Origin of the sequence: Pseudoalteromonas sp. AOP31-A2-14 (genome assembly GCF_052378035.1) — a bacterium.
GTDB lineage: Bacteria > Pseudomonadota > Gammaproteobacteria > Enterobacterales > Alteromonadaceae > Pseudoalteromonas.
In genome coordinates, this window is record NZ_JBQSXI010000001.1 from 2,509,891 (window position 1) to 2,524,441 (window position 14,551).

19 protein-coding genes are annotated in these 14,551 nt (G+C 39.9%); 5 read left to right on the plus strand and 14 right to left on the minus strand.

Translation table 11 applies throughout. From position 1 onward, the window contains the following. Positions 1-3: 3 nt before the first annotated feature. Positions 4-243 carry an OadG family protein gene (locus ACT3S9_RS11600; RefSeq protein ID WP_441834603.1) on the minus strand — a complete coding sequence of 80 codons (240 nt, stop codon included), beginning with the start codon at positions 241-243 and terminating at the stop codon, positions 4-6. A gap of 535 nt (positions 244-778) precedes the next feature. On the opposite strand from ACT3S9_RS11600, the gene ACT3S9_RS11605 reads away from it, so the two are divergent. After that, a complete protein-coding gene (locus ACT3S9_RS11605) occupies positions 779-949 on the plus strand; it encodes a DUF1328 domain-containing protein (RefSeq protein WP_069188181.1) in 171 nt (56 codons plus the stop codon). Between the two features lie 49 nt (positions 950-998). Further along, on the plus strand, positions 999-1,190 hold the full coding sequence (locus tag ACT3S9_RS11610) for a hypothetical protein (protein ID WP_441834602.1): 192 nt from the start codon (positions 999-1,001) through the stop codon (positions 1,188-1,190). Between the two features lie 79 nt (positions 1,191-1,269). Here ACT3S9_RS11610 and pdxJ read toward each other — a convergent pair whose 3' ends face one another. The 10 genes from pdxJ to rpoE all read right to left on the minus strand — a co-directional run bounded on the left by pdxJ (position 1,270) and on the right by rpoE (position 9,753). Further along, positions 1,270-2,001: a pyridoxine 5'-phosphate synthase gene (gene pdxJ / locus ACT3S9_RS11615; RefSeq protein ID WP_441834601.1), complete on the minus strand. Its 732-nt coding sequence runs from the start codon at positions 1,999-2,001 to the stop codon at positions 1,270-1,272. A gap of 19 nt (positions 2,002-2,020) precedes the next feature. After that, positions 2,021-2,710, minus strand: coding sequence for a DNA repair protein RecO (gene recO / locus ACT3S9_RS11620; protein WP_441834600.1), 690 nt, complete (start codon positions 2,708-2,710; stop codon positions 2,021-2,023). 17 nt (positions 2,711-2,727) lie between these two features. Continuing rightward, positions 2,728-3,660, minus strand: coding sequence for a GTPase Era (gene era / locus ACT3S9_RS11625; protein ID WP_441834599.1), 933 nt, complete (start codon positions 3,658-3,660; stop codon positions 2,728-2,730). Beyond that, positions 3,650-4,327, minus strand: coding sequence for a ribonuclease III (gene rnc / locus ACT3S9_RS11630; RefSeq protein WP_441834598.1), 678 nt, complete (start codon positions 4,325-4,327; stop codon positions 3,650-3,652). The genes era and rnc overlap by 11 nt, the downstream gene beginning before the upstream one ends. A gap of 2 nt (positions 4,328-4,329) precedes the next feature. Next, positions 4,330-5,265 (minus strand): signal peptidase I, encoded by a 936-nt coding sequence (gene lepB / locus ACT3S9_RS11635; protein ID WP_441834597.1) that lies wholly within the window; start codon positions 5,263-5,265, stop codon positions 4,330-4,332. Positions 5,266-5,290: 25 nt separating this feature from the next. Further along, complete coding sequence (lepA, locus tag ACT3S9_RS11640; RefSeq protein ID WP_444750950.1) at positions 5,291-7,078, minus strand: translation elongation factor 4; 1,788 nt, start codon at positions 7,076-7,078, stop codon at positions 5,291-5,293. Between the two features lie 67 nt (positions 7,079-7,145). Beyond that, positions 7,146-7,595 (minus strand): SoxR reducing system RseC family protein, encoded by a 450-nt coding sequence (locus ACT3S9_RS11645; RefSeq protein WP_441834595.1) that lies wholly within the window; start codon positions 7,593-7,595, stop codon positions 7,146-7,148. Between the two features lie 5 nt (positions 7,596-7,600). After that, the gene (locus ACT3S9_RS11650; protein WP_441834594.1) at positions 7,601-8,554 is read right to left on the minus strand and encodes a MucB/RseB C-terminal domain-containing protein; all 954 of its coding nucleotides are present in this window, start codon (positions 8,552-8,554) and stop codon (positions 7,601-7,603) included. Positions 8,555-8,558: 4 nt separating this feature from the next. Continuing rightward, positions 8,559-9,170: a sigma-E factor negative regulatory protein gene (locus ACT3S9_RS11655; RefSeq protein ID WP_441834593.1), complete on the minus strand. Its 612-nt coding sequence runs from the start codon at positions 9,168-9,170 to the stop codon at positions 8,559-8,561. A gap of 1 nt (position 9,171) precedes the next feature. Further along, the gene (gene rpoE / locus ACT3S9_RS11660) at positions 9,172-9,753 is read right to left on the minus strand and encodes an RNA polymerase sigma factor RpoE (RefSeq protein ID WP_441834592.1); all 582 of its coding nucleotides are present in this window, start codon (positions 9,751-9,753) and stop codon (positions 9,172-9,174) included. 233 nt (positions 9,754-9,986) lie between these two features. Between rpoE and nadB the strand changes: the two genes are divergently transcribed. Then, positions 9,987-11,606: an L-aspartate oxidase gene (gene nadB, locus ACT3S9_RS11665; RefSeq protein ID WP_441834591.1), complete on the plus strand. Its 1,620-nt coding sequence runs from the start codon at positions 9,987-9,989 to the stop codon at positions 11,604-11,606. 43 nt (positions 11,607-11,649) lie between these two features. On the opposite strand, the gene ACT3S9_RS11670 is transcribed toward nadB, so the two are convergent. Both ACT3S9_RS11670 and ACT3S9_RS11675 read right to left on the minus strand, forming a co-directional pair. Next, positions 11,650-12,048, minus strand: coding sequence for a hypothetical protein (locus ACT3S9_RS11670; protein WP_441834590.1), 399 nt, complete (start codon positions 12,046-12,048; stop codon positions 11,650-11,652). Next, entirely contained in the window at positions 12,041-12,292 is a 252-nt protein-coding gene (locus ACT3S9_RS11675) for an FAD assembly factor SdhE (RefSeq protein ID WP_441834589.1), read from the minus strand. The genes ACT3S9_RS11670 and ACT3S9_RS11675 overlap by 8 nt, the downstream gene beginning before the upstream one ends. 167 nt (positions 12,293-12,459) lie before the next feature. On the opposite strand from ACT3S9_RS11675, the gene ygfZ reads away from it, so the two are divergent. Both ygfZ and ACT3S9_RS11685 read left to right on the plus strand, forming a co-directional pair. Beyond that, positions 12,460-13,368 carry a CAF17-like 4Fe-4S cluster assembly/insertion protein YgfZ gene (ygfZ, locus tag ACT3S9_RS11680; RefSeq protein ID WP_441834588.1) on the plus strand — a complete coding sequence of 303 codons (909 nt, stop codon included), beginning with the start codon at positions 12,460-12,462 and terminating at the stop codon, positions 13,366-13,368. A gap of 12 nt (positions 13,369-13,380) precedes the next feature. Beyond that, the gene (locus ACT3S9_RS11685; RefSeq protein WP_441834587.1) at positions 13,381-13,866 is read left to right on the plus strand and encodes an FKBP-type peptidyl-prolyl cis-trans isomerase; all 486 of its coding nucleotides are present in this window, start codon (positions 13,381-13,383) and stop codon (positions 13,864-13,866) included. 49 nt (positions 13,867-13,915) lie between these two features. Here ACT3S9_RS11685 and ACT3S9_RS11690 read toward each other — a convergent pair whose 3' ends face one another. Beyond that, complete coding sequence (locus ACT3S9_RS11690; RefSeq protein ID WP_441834586.1) at positions 13,916-14,398, minus strand: hypothetical protein; 483 nt, start codon at positions 14,396-14,398, stop codon at positions 13,916-13,918. Positions 14,399-14,551: the final 153 nt, after the last annotated feature.

Genomic DNA, 14,551 nt, shown 5'->3' on the forward strand with positions numbered 1-14,551 from the left:
GAATTATTGTTTGTTATTGTATTGAGCAATGGCCGCACTGATCGCAGCAACATGTTCACTAGGAACACCCTTTGCTTGAATTGACGCCTTTCGAGCAAGCGGCGCAACGGGATTTTCAAACCGCGCAGCTATTTTGGACATAAGTGAAATAGCCCAAATTAAAAACGAAAGAAAAAGAAATACTCCCACCATGCCTGTCAGCATTAAACTTGCCGCGGTAGTAAGTAAAGCACCTACATCCATCTTGCTCCCCTTGATAACTCAACCGAACAATTAAATAAAAATCCGATTATACTTAATATTTATGCACTAATCATAACAAAGCTCTATTTATTGTCTAGCACTTTGTCAAATGGTATAACCAATTACTACTAAAGTAACATATCAATATTTAACTTAATACTGTTGATAACAATGAAAACCGATAGGACTTAAACGATAAAAGCACTCGATATAGATAATAATTATAAAAGCGAAAAAACATGTGAGATTTAGCGCTTTAAAATAATGGCACTATAAAGAAAGTTAACTTAACATGAAATTGGTCTTACCAAGAATAAAATAGATATTATACGCTTATTTACGTATAAAACTCTCTGCGCCATAACTTACATTAATGGTATGAATAAGTTACATGACAAGTCGTAAAAATTACGTAACACTCAAATATACCCAGCTTGGAAAATAAATTAAAACAATAAAAATCAACAACTTAAAAAGTGGCACGTAACTCGCTTATCAATGATACGAACGATTTAGATGAACCAAGGAGAATACAATGTTACGCTGGACAATTACGTTTCTAGTTATTGCGTTAATCGCTGCAGTGTTAGGTTTTGGTGGTATCGCTGGTGCTGCTGCAGGAATAGCAAAAATAATCTTTTTTATATTTTTAGTACTATTAGTTATTTCATTAGTTTCTGGTGCCTTACGAGGAAAAAAACCCTAGATACTAATTAACTTATTAATCTTTTTAACCTTCGACAAGGAATTACATTATGAAATCATCAACAATTAAAGCAGGTGTTATCGCATTATTCGCAAGTTTTTTTATTATGGGTTGTGAAGATAACCATGCTGAGGATGCCGGAGAGCGCATTGATGAAGCTGTAACAGACGTGCAAAATGGTGTTGAAGACGCCTGTGAAGAAGCTAAAGAAGGCATGAATGCTGAAGAAACGAATTGCTAATAGCAATTTAGTTTAAAATTAAAAAAGCGACCCAATTGGGTCGCTTTTTTGTTATTAATTAAACCTATCTTATACTTAATTAAAGTCTTGCTTCAAGCATAAGGCGTTTCATATCGCGCACGGCTTTGTCTAAACCATCAATGGCTGCGCGAGCAATAATTGCATGGCCAATATTTAGTTCATATATTTCGGGCATTGCGGCAATCGGTTTTACATTGTGATAATGCAGTCCGTGGCCTGCATTGACGACTAAGCCAATACTAGCAGCATACTCTACACCTTGGCGGATATGTTCAAGCTCTTTTTGTGTGTCAGCATCATTTTGTGCATCCGCATAAGCGCCAGTATGAATTTCAACATAAGGGGCATTACACACTTTTGCGGCATCTAACTGGGCTTTATCTGCATCAATAAATAATGACACTTTAATGCCCTCATTGCTAAGCCTGGTAGTAGCTGCTTTTATTTTATCAAGATTTCCTGCCACATCTAAACCACCTTCAGTGGTAAGCTCTTCTCGCTTTTCAGGCACTAGGCAAACATATTCAGGCTGTATTTCAAGAGCAATATCAATCATCTCATCGGTTACCGCAATTTCAAGATTCATACGAGTTTGAATAGTTTTAGCCATAACATACACATCACGATCTTGAATATGACGTCTGTCTTCACGTAAATGAATAGTGATACCGTCCGCCCCCGCATGCTCTGCCACACTTGCAGCGTGTGCAGGATCAGGGTAACTAGTGCCGCGAGCTTGGCGTAAAGTAGCAATATGATCAACGTTTACACCTAAAAGAATGTCTTTCATGTTTTTACCTGTTTTTAAATTATTTAATAAAAAGCTCACGGCTTTTCAATGGCTTACTACCTAATAATGGTTTCATTAAGTAACGGCTTAGTTGTTTAGCAACGTGTAATACATCGTCTTGACGAAAATCATGTTGTGAAATAGCAATGAGTTGCAAACCTGTAAAACCGCTAACGGCTTTATCATTTTGTGCAATAAAACCCTGCTCTTCAAAATAGCGATAAAGCTTATCTTGATGGATTTTTTCACCTTCAGCATCATAGTCAAAATCAACTCCATAACCTAATAATTCAAGCAACTGAAATTCATACGAACGTAATATCGCCTGAGGCTCTTTTTCAATGCTTAACTTAGTTAAATGTTGTTGATATAAATTAAATGCCTGCTCTATAGGCTCATTAATTGGCACTATGCGATTTGTTAGCTCATTGAGGTAAAAGCCGCAATAAAGCTTATCGCCTGTAAGCTTCGGGGAGACGCCATGAAGCTCAAACCGATTAATATACTTTAGCTCATACTTACCGCTGTAATGGATTAATAGTGCTTGAAAAGGTTGTAGTTGAGCTTTATGTTTAGTGGCTTTGCGGCCGCTAATGCGTGCTAGCATTCTAAGCTGGCCAACACCTTCTACCAACACATCTAGCATTACTTGTGAATCACTATAAGGACGTCGGTGTAATAAATATGCTGTGTAGAAGTCGCTATCCATAGAGGTGATTAAAGAGGCTAATCTTCACCATAACCTAAACTACGTAAAGCACGCTCGTCGTCAGCCCAACCAGATTTAACTTTTACCCAAAGCTCTAAAAACACTTTATTATCGAGCATTTCTTCAAGATCTTTACGAGCTTCACGGCCAATAACTTTTAGCTTTTCGCCTTTGTTACCAATCACCATACGCTTTTGCGTTTCACGCTCAACTAAAATAAGGCCATTGATGCGCCATACACCGTTGTCTTGCCATTTAAATTGTTCAATTTCAACGGTCACTGAATAAGGAAGTTCTTCACCCATAAAGCGCATTAGCTTTTCACGAATAACCTCAGCAGCCATAAAACGCATTGATCGGTCGGTAACATAATCTTCGGGGAAGTAAAACTCACAAAGCGGTAAACGCTTAGTTACTTCGTCTTTAATTAGACTTAAGTTTTTACCTTGCGTTGCTGATACAGGCATGATGCCGATAAAATCAAACTTATCGCTCAACCATTTCATATGCGGCAGTACTAAGTCACGATCTTTTACCAGATCGATCTTATTCATCACAAGTAAAACCGGCTTACCGCTTCTCTGAACTTTGTTAAGCACCATCTCGTCGTCAGCATTCCAGTGCGTGCCTTCAACTACAAAAATAATCAGTTCAACATCCCCAATAGAGCTTGATGCGGCACGATTCATTAAACGGTTAATTGCGCGCTTTTCTTCAACATGAAGGCCCGGTGTATCAACATACACCGCTTGATGTTTACCTTCGGTATGAATACCCATGATACGGTGACGTGTAGTTTGTGGTTTACGCGAGGTAATACTTACTTTTTGCTCAATAATTTCATTAAGCAGCGTTGATTTACCTACATTCGGTCTACCAACAATAGCAATCATGCCACAGTAAGTGTCTAATTCTTCAGTTTTAGACTGGATCAGGGTATCAAGATTCATGTTTAAATAACTTTAATGCTTTTTCAGCCGCTTTTTGCTCTGCTTTACGGCGTGAGCTGCCAACTGAGATAATACTATCCATACCGTCAACTATACATTCAACCGTGAACGTTTGATTATGAGCCTGCCCTTTTGTGTCAACAACAGTATAACCAGGCAATGATAATTTGCGTGCCTGTAAATACTCTTGTAGTAAGGTTTTAGGATCTTTTTGATTAAGCCCTGGAGAAATAGCATCTAAACGAGACTCATACCATGCTAATATCAAATCACCACAGCTATCTATATCTGAATCTAAGAACACCGCGCCTATAATTGCTTCTACAGCATCAGCAAGGGTTGATTCGCGTCTAAAGCCACCACTTTTAAGCTCACCCGGACCTAAGCGTAAATAATCACCTAGTCCAAACTCTAAGCCAAATTCAGCTAAAGTTTGCCCGCGCACAAGGGTTGAGCGCATACGGCTTAAGTCACCTTCACGTGCCTTTGGGAACTTGCTATACAGTGCGTTGGCAATGACAAAGCTTAAAATTGAATCACCTAAAAACTCTAAGCGTTCATTATGTTGGCCTTTATGGCTACGATGCGTCATTGCCTGCTCAAGTAAGGCTTGATCAGCGAATGTATAACCTATTTTTTTATATAACTCTGTTACGTTTTTTTTCATCGTTACTGAATATTACCTAGGCGCTCAAAACGAACACCAGTTGGAACCCATCCGGGTAAAATGTTCTCTGGGCCATTTTCAAATTCAAAACTCATCCATATAAAGACGGCTTTACCCACTAAGTTTTCTTTTGGTACAAAACCCCAAAAACGACTATCTTGACTGTTGTCGCGGTTATCACCCATCATAAAGTAATGATCTGCCGGTACTACCCACTCATCAGATGGAGTTCCTGGCTGCTGATAGTAACGCCCTTTTAATTCGAGCGCTTCTGGGTTAATTAAAATATCATGTTGTACTGCGGCTAAATTTTCATTTAAACGCACTAAATCCATTGAGCCTTGCTTAAATTCATCACGATTGATAATTTCCATATCAACCTTATTATACTCATTACATAAAAGTTCGCCCTGTTGGGTTTCGCCTTGACTGCAATTTGGTTGAATATAAAGACGCTTATTACGATAAACAATTTTATCACCAGGTAAACCAATTGCGCGCTTAATGTAATCAACCCTATCATCAAGCGGATATTTAAATACCACAATGTCACCACGTTCTGGCTCACTCACATCAGCTAACTGAGAACGCCAAACAGGATCTTTAATTCCATAAGCATATTTTTGCACTAAAATAAAATCACCCACTAATAAAGTAGGCATCATAGAACCCGATGGGATTTGAAACGGTTCAAAGATAAATGAGCGAAAAATAGTGATCGCTGCAATCATTGGAAAAATAGATTTTGCCGTTTCAGTTATGCTCGGTTCTGGAGCAACTAATGCTGCAGCCTCTTCACTTAGCTCCCCACCAGCTGAACCTTTCGCAAGGGCTAAGCGCTGCTGTCTTTTGGGCGCATAAATAAAATGATCAATTAACCAAATTAAACCAGAGCCTAACGTTAACAGCACTAAAAAAACTGAAAAGTAACCCGCCATGCATTAATTCCTTACTATCGTTTATTTACTTACCTACTTTAAGGATAGCTAAGAATGCATCTTGTGGTATTTCGACGTTACCAAGCTGCTTCATTCGCTTTTTACCTTCTTTTTGCTTTTGTAATAATTTCTTTTTACGACTGACATCACCACCATAACATTTTGCGATAACGTTTTTACGTAACTGTTTAACCGTTGTACGAGCAATAACATTCGGACCAATCGCGGCCTGAATTGCAATATCAAACATTTGACGTGGGATCAGTTCTTTTAATGCATCAGCTAATAAGCGCCCACGTGATTGTGAAAGATCACGATGTACAATAATCGCTAGCGCATCAACACGTTCACCGTTAATTAAAATATCAACTCGGACCATATCTGACTCTTGAAAGCGCTTAAAGTTATAATCAAGAGAAGCAAAGCCACGACTGGTTGATTTTAACTTATCAAAAAAGTCCATCACCACTTCAGCCATTGGTATCTCGTAGGTCACTGCTACTTGCTTTCCATGATAGGTCATCTTAGTTTGCATACCGCGCTTTTCAACACACAGCATAATAACATTACCTAAGTATTCTTGCGGCACTAATATATTTGCTTCAACAATAGGCTCACGAATTGAGATAATATCATTAACGGGAGGCAAATCTGACGGGTTATCAACCTGGCTAATTCCTTCTTTAGTTTCTACCTCATAGATAACCGTTGGTGCAGTTGTGATAAGGTCAATATCGTACTCACGTTCAAGACGTTCTTGAATAATCTCCATGTGTAGCATGCCTAAAAAGCCACAACGAAAACCAAAACCAAGTGCAGTTGAATTTTCTGGTTCGAAAAATAAAGATGCGTCATTCAGACTTAATTTGTTCAATGCATCACGGAACGATTCATAATCATCTGATGAAATTGGGAACATACCAGCATAAACTTGTGGTTTAATTTTTTGAAAACCCGGTAAACGCTCAGGAGCTGAGTTTTTAGCTAGAGTGATTGTATCACCAACAGGTGCGCCATGAATTTCTTTAATACCAGCAATAACAAAACCAACTTCACCAGTGCTTAATACATCTGTGTTAGTTTGTTTAGGAGTGAAAATCCCCACTTTATCAGTAAGGTGAACCTGCTGATTCGACATAATTTTTATTTTATCGCCAGTGCGTAATTCACCGTGCTTAATACGCACCAACGAAACAACGCCTTGATATGGGTCAAACCATGAATCAATGATCAATGCTTGCAGAGGTTTATCTTTATCGCCTATTGGTGGTGGGATATCGCGTACGATCATTTCCAATACTTCCTCGATACCAACACCTGTTTTAGCACTACAGCGCACAGCATCTAAAGCATCAATACCAATAATATCTTCGATTTCTTCAGCAGCACGAAGTGGTTCAGCTTGCGGTAAATCTATTTTATTAAGTACCGGAATAACCTCTAAATCCATTTCAATAGCGGTGTAACAGTTAGCTAGTGTCTGCGCCTCAACACCTTGTCCAGCATCAACAACCAGTAAGGCGCCTTCACAAGCTGCTAAAGAACGTGATACTTCATAAGTAAAATCAACGTGTCCTGGTGTATCGATAAAGTTAAGCTGGTAGGTTTCACCATCACTTGCTTTATAATTTAGAGTTACACTTTGTGCCTTGATGGTAATACCGCGCTCACGCTCAATATCCATCGAATCCAACACTTGTTGCTGCATTTCACGGTCTGTTAAACCACCACACACTCGGATCAAGCGGTCAGAGAGTGTCGATTTACCATGGTCGATATGGGCTATGATCGAAAAATTACGGATATGCTTCATAAACTGGATTCTAAACTTCTTTTAGTGGACTAAGTGTATAAGACGGTAATTTTACATTTAATTGGCCTCAATCTCCATCTATTTGCGTTAAAGGAATGCTGATTGGATGAATTTTTATTATTTTAATCTCATGTTGTATGCTCTTAACTCGGGTTTTAGCCAGCATATAGCCTACAAAGCCGCCCATTATTGCGGCTATAATTTGCCACAACTCAGGCAGTGAAAAAACTCCTGCTGTTATCAATGCAAAACCCAGACTAAACAATAATGGCAGCATATAAACTGCAAAAGCGTGTTTTACAACATGGCTATCATCAAGCGCTAAGGTAACTTTTTGGCCAATTTCTAGTGGAGCATCAAACTTATAGGGAAAGGTTTTCTTCGCAGTGCCAAACAATTTACTAAATACTTGCGAGCCACAACGGCCATTACAGCCTTCGCATGCTTGCTTTTGTTCGGCTTCTAAATAAGCTGTGGTGTCATTAATAGACGCCACAGTAAGGGTTTGTTCAATCATAGTGGTTAGAGGGGTCTAGCAACTGATTCAGCTATCGCCTTTGCTGTGGAGGAAGGGATATTGCCCACCACTGAAACATCGAAACCTCCGCCGTTGTGTACATACACTGTTGTTGCGCCTGACGATAGTGACCCGCTTGGTCGACTTCCTGGAAGTGGTCTTTGAACAAACACAGAAATTTCAACTAAACCATCTGAATATAAATAGTAGTCAGTTAGTTCGTTATTTAAATCAAGTTTATGACGATCTGACTTTAATAAATTAAAACCTTTAGGTATCCAGCCTATTTGCCAATTATTTAGTGCACTTTCGGTTTGAGTTTCTTCGGCATTAAGTGGCAATGGTGTTGGGAAATTACGATTCAGCATTTCTAACAACATCGGGGCAGGCTCTTCTGTAACACTAATTTGGGTAAGCTGAAGCTGCTCAAGCATTTCACCTTGGTGATTTACATACGCTGATTTAAGTAATAATGATGATTCTGTATCAAGCCATAGCCAATAATTAAATTTATGTTCATCTTTAGATTCAATGCGAATTAATTGCGCACCACGACCTGCTATGCGCCCTTTCCCGCCCAACACAAAATCATAGTTAGCACTTAAGCGCTCTATGTTTTTAAATAAAACTTCAGGAATAGGCCCTGCAATTGAGTCGGTATTAATTGAGTACGGTTCAGATTGTGGCTCAAAATAAGTAACTTGGCTGTTCACTCGCACCATTTCCAAGCCTGCACCGTTAAGTAAACTTAAATGCTCTAATTCGGTGGTATCTTGTTTTGCATGTAACCAACGATAAGGTTCCATCGCTTTGCCTTTGACGACCACGAATGAGGCATCAAAATTGCGATTGTGAACCGCATCAGCCATTTTCAGTAACAGCGCTTTGGCTGTATTATCATCGTTGGCTATTGCAGGTGCAATAAGTACCAACGACAGAATAAAAGTAATAACTTTCATTTAATTAGTTTTTTTCCTCGTCACTATGCGACTCAGTGTGAGCTTTTTCAAGTGAATACGCAACTCGGGCTTGGCGTTGATGCTCAAGTACCAATGCACCAATACGTTGCTGTTGTAATTCTCGAAGGCCTTTATCAGCATTATCAAGCGCTGGCTCTGATGAATAACTAACTGGCGACGCAACACCGGTTACCGGCGTTGTTTGCAGCATCGGAATTCCGCTTTCAGTGCCATTTTCGCCCTGTGGCAACGTTTGGATACCCACAATAGCAAACATCGCTACACTTGCTGCAATAGCAAACTGTGCCAAAGGCTTGCGCCATTTAAATGCAACAACGTTGTTTGAACTTTTAGTTGTTTGCTGCTCGCGGCTTTCATTTTTAGAAAAATCAGCATACACAGGCTCTTTTGTCACCGCCTCAGCAACCACATCTGAAATATCCAGAGTAAAAGAGTTTTTTTCCTGTTCGGCACGCATTACATCCCCAACAAGCGCAAAGCGGCCAAAGGTTTCAACCTCTTGTGCGGTAATTTGCTCGTCGGTTAACTGCTGTTCGCCGTCAAGTAACGCGGATAGCTGTTCATTATCCAACTTGTTAACGTGTGCTTTTGTCATACTAAGACTCGCCTATTAATGGGTTAATTTTGTTATCAATTGCTTCACGGGCCCTAAAAATACGCGAACGTACAGTCCCGACTGGGCAATCCATCACCACCGCTATTTCTTCATAGCTCATCCCTTCAATTTCTCGAAGCGTGATTGCGGTTTTAAGATCTTCAGGCAAACTGTCAATGGTACTAAAAATCACTTTGCGAATTTCATCACTTAATAACAAACTCTCCGGAGAAGAATTAGAACGAAGTGCATCAGCACCATCGTAAAATTCAGCATCATCAGCGTCTACATCATTTGCTGGCGGCTTGCGGCCCTGAGCCACTAAGTAATTTTTAGCACAATTAACGGCGATACGGTATAACCAAGTATAAAAGGCGCTGTCACCACGAAAGTTTGGAAGCGCACGATACGCTTTAATAAAAGCTTCTTGTGCTACATCTGCAACATCACCTTGGTTAGACACATAACGTGAAATCAGCCCGGCAATCTTGTTTTGATACTTCTTAACTAATAGGTTGAAGGCGTTTTTATCTCCTTGCTGGACCCTTTTTACTAGCGCTAAATCCAAATCCTGCTCGCTCATTCGAGCCGGTACTCCTATGTCTGATTATTGCTTGTTATTCATATCTTAGCCATTATTTACAAATACTCTGACTACGAGATGAATAAAAAGTTCTGTTTAATATTATTTTTTTGTAAAATAATCACTAAGCGACGAATTAAAATAACTAATAGTATGATGGTAAATATGATACAACTAACCCATCACGATAATATTTTTGCTCTTTGAGCATTGTAACCGCAAAGACCATATACATGAACCAAAATAAACACCACACTACAGATGTAGCTATCATAGGTAGCGGCGCAGCAGGTCTATCATTAGCACTCTCATTAGCTAACCACTGTAACGTGACGGTGATCAGCAAAGGCGTATTAACTGAAGGTTCCACTCTTTATGCTCAAGGCGGAATTGCCGCTGTGTTCGATAAAAAAAATGATAGCATAGAATCCCATGTACAAGACACCCTTGATGCCGGTGCCGGTTTATGTGACCGAGATGCCGTTCATTACACTGCAAGTAGCGCCAAACGATGTTTAAAATGGTTAATAGAACAAGGCGTGCCTTTTGATATGGAGTTTGACAGCAAAGGTAAAGAACGCTTTCATCTAACTCGCGAAGGCGGCCATAGCCATAGACGTATATTACACGCTGCAGATGCAACAGGTCGTGCAGTACAAACCACTTTAATTAGCCAAGTTCAGGCTCATAAAAACATTACTTTATTAGAGCTATATAATGCCATTGATTTAATTGGCGATAAAAAGCTCGATAAAACAGGAAAACATGTCCACGGTATTTATATGTGGAACTTGGCTGAAAAGCGAGTAGAAACTATAGCGGCTAAATTTATTGCTTTAGCCACTGGCGGTGCTAGTAAAGTCTATTTATATACCTCTAACCCTGATGTATCTAGTGGCGATGGTATCGCTATGGCATGGCGTGCTGGATGCCGAGTGGCTAATATGGAATTTAATCAATTTCATCCAACCAGCCTTTATCACCCCGAATTACAAAACTTTTTAATAACCGAAGCAATGCGCGGAGAAGGGGCTTATTTAAAACGCCCTGATGGCACGCGGTTTATGCAAGACTTTGACCAGCGAGGTGAACTTGCTCCGCGAGATATCGTCGCCCGCGCCATCGACTTTGAAATGAAACGCTTAGGTGCAAATTGCGTGTATTTAGACATCAGTCACAAAGATAAAGACTTTATTATTGAGCACTTCCCGACTATTTACGCTAAATGTTTAAGTGTAGGGTTGGATATTTCCAAAGATCCTATCCCTGTAGTACCAGCAGCACACTACACCTGCGGTGGCGTGATGACTGACTTTAACGGTAAAACAGACCTTGATAACCTGTATGCAGTGGGTGAAGTTGCTTACACAGGGCTGCATGGTGCAAACCGTATGGCAAGTAATTCACTGTTAGAATGCATTGTGTTTGCCCACGCTGCAGCGAAAGATATTTTAAGCAAGCTCGACTCAGCCCCAGAATTATTAGCGCTTCCACAATGGGATGAAAGCCGTGTAACTAACTCAGACGAAGAAATCGTAATAACCCATAACTGGCACGAGCTAAGGTTGTTTATGTGGGATTACGTGGGTATTGTCCGCTCAACTAAGCGCCTTGAACGCGCTTTACACAGGGTAGAACTGTTACAGCGTGAAATACATGATTATTACGCAAACTTTCGGGTGACTAATAACTTACTTGAGCTACGTAATTTAGTACAAGTTGCAGAGCTTATCATTCGCTGTGCACTAGAACGAAAAGAAAGCCGAGGCTTACACTACACTATCGATTACCCGAAGCTAAATGACAACGCTATACCAACTATTTTAATACCTTATAGTCACGATGAAGCGTAATAATCCTAGAAGCTAACGCGACTAGAAGCGGTCACTACAAAAATTAACAAGCATTTAAAATTGCTCGCCTTAGGCGAGCGAGGCTTTGTTCATCAATACTATTTACCGTTAATACAAGCCATTGGCGCCTACTTACCCCTTGTACACACAAATAAATATTGTCACCAATAATACATGTTTTAGGGCTGATATTTCCGTTTATCTTGGTCGTGGCATTTGTAAAGTTAATGGCTTGCTGTTCTAGCAGAACGATGCCATCGAGCGGTTGCAAAGATTGTACTTTTTGAATAATAAAATAAGCACTAAAGCTGATACTTATAAGAGCAGTAAGTTGTGCAGTTAAGGTGTGTAAAAATAGCAGGCATAACAATACAAAAGTAACCGCAGCGACCACTATAGGTTTGTGGCCACTGACATTATTGTTTACGGTAAACCTATACACGGACTCGGTCTAAAATAAGCATCACCATTTCTTTAAGCTCTGGATCTTTACATTCTTTATGACCCATAAACCATGCAAACAGATCTGGATCATCACCTTCAAGTAAACGTTGAAATACGGCTTGTTGAGAGGGGGATAGCGAATCAAATGCCTCTTCTACAAAGGGCATAAATAAAACATCAAGCTCTAACATACCACGGCGACAAGCCCAACGAATACGCTGTTTACTATGCAATTCAGTCATTTTTCACCTCTTCTATAATTGTCCGCAGTTTAGCAAATTGCACCCAAATAAACATCAATTAATGAACAGCAGATAAGCAAATAAGGGAAAATATTCGCTTATCTGTACCCGCTAGTATAACTACGTTATTATAGCGCTCTATTTTTTTATCGTAGAAGAAGGTTTTTATGTCGAGTGTTTTTGCATGTCCTTTATCAGATCAACTAATTGAAGTTTCTGGTACCGATAAACTGGCTTATTTACATGGTCAGATCACCCAAGATATAAACAAACTAACCAACGATAACTTTTTGTGGGCAGGACACTGCAGCTCCAAAGGTAAGCTGTGGGGAGTATTTAAATTATTCTCCTACAAAAGCAATTATTACTTAGTGGGTTCAGAGTCTGAAGCAGCGCAAAGCATAAACGAGCTTAAAAAGTACGCAGTATTTTCTAAAGTCGAGATCAAGGCATCTGATCTAAAACTGATAGGTCTATTAGGCGATGACTTAGCTCCTACACTCGCTGAGTTAGGTATCGACTTTACCGAACAAGATGCGATTGACTTTACTCTTGGCAAAGCACTTAAGTTAAGCGACTCTCGCGTATTACTCATACTTGATAAAGACGCTTCACTTCCTGACAGTATTCCAATCCTAGACACTGATTCGAAATGGCAGCAGCAATCGATAATCGCTGGCGAGCCACAACTTAACAGTGACGCTATTGGCGAATACGTACCACAAATGGTTAACCTTCATGCTATTAACGGCATTAGTTTTCGTAAAGGCTGTTATACCGGCCAAGAAACTGTTGCTAGAATGAAATACCTAGGTAAAAATAAACGCGCTATGTTTATCGTCAAAACGACCACCGACAAGCCGCTCGATAACCTTGATTTAGAAGTGCAACGAGGTGAAAACTGGCGTCGCGCCGGAAAGTTAATCTCACAATCTTTTGATGAACAAAGCAACACTCTTTTTGGTTTAACCGTGTTACCAAACGATAGTGATCCTTCGCAATCACTTCGCGCAAAACACGCGCCTGAGGTCGTATTTTCAATCGTACCTCTTCCCTACTCTCTTGAAGACGAATAAATAGGAATGACTATGAAAGTAGCAGCAAATAAAGTGGTAAAAATGCATTATTCAGTAATGGATAATAATGACAACACCATTGATAACTCATTTGGTGGTGAGCCACTTACTCTTATCGTTGGCACGGGTTACTTGATCCAAGGCCTAGAAAGCGCGCTGCTAGATAAAGAAGCGGGCGATAAATTTAGTGCCAGCATTGAGCCTAAAGACGGCTACGGCGAACGTCATGATGAACTTATGCAAGCAGTGCCTAAGTCTTTGTTTGAAGGCATGGAAATTGAAGTAGGTATGCAATTTAAAGCATCTACTGACGATGGCGATCAGTCAGTTATGATCATTGAAATTCAAGACGAAAACGTTATAGTTGATGGTAATCACCCACTATCGGGCATTACCTTAAATTTTGATGTGGAAATTTTAGAGGTGCGTGATGCAACCGAAGAAGAGCTTGCTCATGGCCATGTACATACCGAAGAAAGCTGTGATCACGAACATTAAAAACAGCTAAGTTTACCAACATAAAAAAAAGCGCCAATGGCGCTTTTTTTTATGTTGGTTTTTTTTCAACGTCTTGTGCTGTTAGGTCTGGCTTTGCTGAGGTCTGCTTTGCTATTTTACCTTCAAGTGCAGCGATTAAACCTTGTTGATCATTAGTTCCTAAACGATATTGTGTCCCATCATTTAAAGTTAACTGTACTGCACTAAAACCTGACACGCTATATACCCAACCATCATGGGTAATTCGTAGACCAATACCATGTCGATACGAGTTTTGCACTGCTTTAGCTTCAATTATATCACTTAGCTGCAAGGTTTTTCCCACTACGCCTGGACCAAACGCCCAGCTAATGGTTTGTCTATCGACACGAATTGTTAGGCCATGAAAGAAAAATGCTACCAGTGCTAATATGCCAGTAAAAACCATTAAAGGTTTATCAGCGCCAATCAAGTTCCAAGCTAACGCGACAAAGCCGCCAATCCAGCCCAGTACCACAAAAATAAAAAGGGCATATTGTTTATGTTGATACATTACTTTTCTCTTTTATATTAGGCTCTGCTGACCTTTCAAGGTTGAATTTTCAGCAATTTATTTAGTATTTGGTCAAGGCAGCGTCTATGTGGTTTGGTTATTACCCATAAATAGGCGATAAAGTAGGATCAATACCAAGCAGGGGCAGCCTAA

Excerpts from the sequence above, each read along its gene's own strand:
- ACT3S9_RS11600 (WP_441834603.1), bottom strand. The coding sequence starts at position 243 with ATGGATGTAGGTGCTTTACTTACTACCGCGGCAAGTTTAATGCTGACA.
- ACT3S9_RS11605 (WP_069188181.1), top strand. The coding sequence starts at position 779 with ATGTTACGCTGGACAATTACGTTTCTAGTTATTGCGTTAATCGCTGCA.
- ACT3S9_RS11610 (WP_441834602.1), top strand. The coding sequence starts at position 999 with ATGAAATCATCAACAATTAAAGCAGGTGTTATCGCATTATTCGCAAGT.
- pdxJ (WP_441834601.1), bottom strand. The coding sequence starts at position 2,001 with ATGAAAGACATTCTTTTAGGTGTAAACGTTGATCATATTGCTACTTTA.
- recO (WP_441834600.1), bottom strand. The coding sequence starts at position 2,710 with ATGGATAGCGACTTCTACACAGCATATTTATTACACCGACGTCCTTAT.
- era (WP_441834599.1), bottom strand. The coding sequence starts at position 3,660 with ATGAATCTTGATACCCTGATCCAGTCTAAAACTGAAGAATTAGACACT.
- rnc (WP_441834598.1), bottom strand. The coding sequence starts at position 4,327 with ATGAAAAAAAACGTAACAGAGTTATATAAAAAAATAGGTTATACATTC.
- lepB (WP_441834597.1), bottom strand. The coding sequence starts at position 5,265 with ATGGCGGGTTACTTTTCAGTTTTTTTAGTGCTGTTAACGTTAGGCTCT.
- lepA (WP_444750950.1), bottom strand. The coding sequence starts at position 7,078 with ATGAAGCATATCCGTAATTTTTCGATCATAGCCCATATCGACCATGGT.
- ACT3S9_RS11645 (WP_441834595.1), bottom strand. The coding sequence starts at position 7,595 with ATGATTGAACAAACCCTTACTGTGGCGTCTATTAATGACACCACAGCT.
- ACT3S9_RS11650 (WP_441834594.1), bottom strand. The coding sequence starts at position 8,554 with ATGAAAGTTATTACTTTTATTCTGTCGTTGGTACTTATTGCACCTGCA.
- ACT3S9_RS11655 (WP_441834593.1), bottom strand. The coding sequence starts at position 9,170 with ATGACAAAAGCACACGTTAACAAGTTGGATAATGAACAGCTATCCGCG.
- rpoE (WP_441834592.1), bottom strand. The coding sequence starts at position 9,753 with ATGAGCGAGCAGGATTTGGATTTAGCGCTAGTAAAAAGGGTCCAGCAA.
- nadB (WP_441834591.1), top strand. The coding sequence starts at position 9,987 with ATGAACCAAAATAAACACCACACTACAGATGTAGCTATCATAGGTAGC.
- ACT3S9_RS11675 (WP_441834589.1), bottom strand. The coding sequence starts at position 12,292 with ATGACTGAATTGCATAGTAAACAGCGTATTCGTTGGGCTTGTCGCCGT.
- ygfZ (WP_441834588.1), top strand. The coding sequence starts at position 12,460 with ATGTCGAGTGTTTTTGCATGTCCTTTATCAGATCAACTAATTGAAGTT.
- ACT3S9_RS11685 (WP_441834587.1), top strand. The coding sequence starts at position 13,381 with ATGAAAGTAGCAGCAAATAAAGTGGTAAAAATGCATTATTCAGTAATG.
- ACT3S9_RS11690 (WP_441834586.1), bottom strand. The coding sequence starts at position 14,398 with ATGTATCAACATAAACAATATGCCCTTTTTATTTTTGTGGTACTGGGC.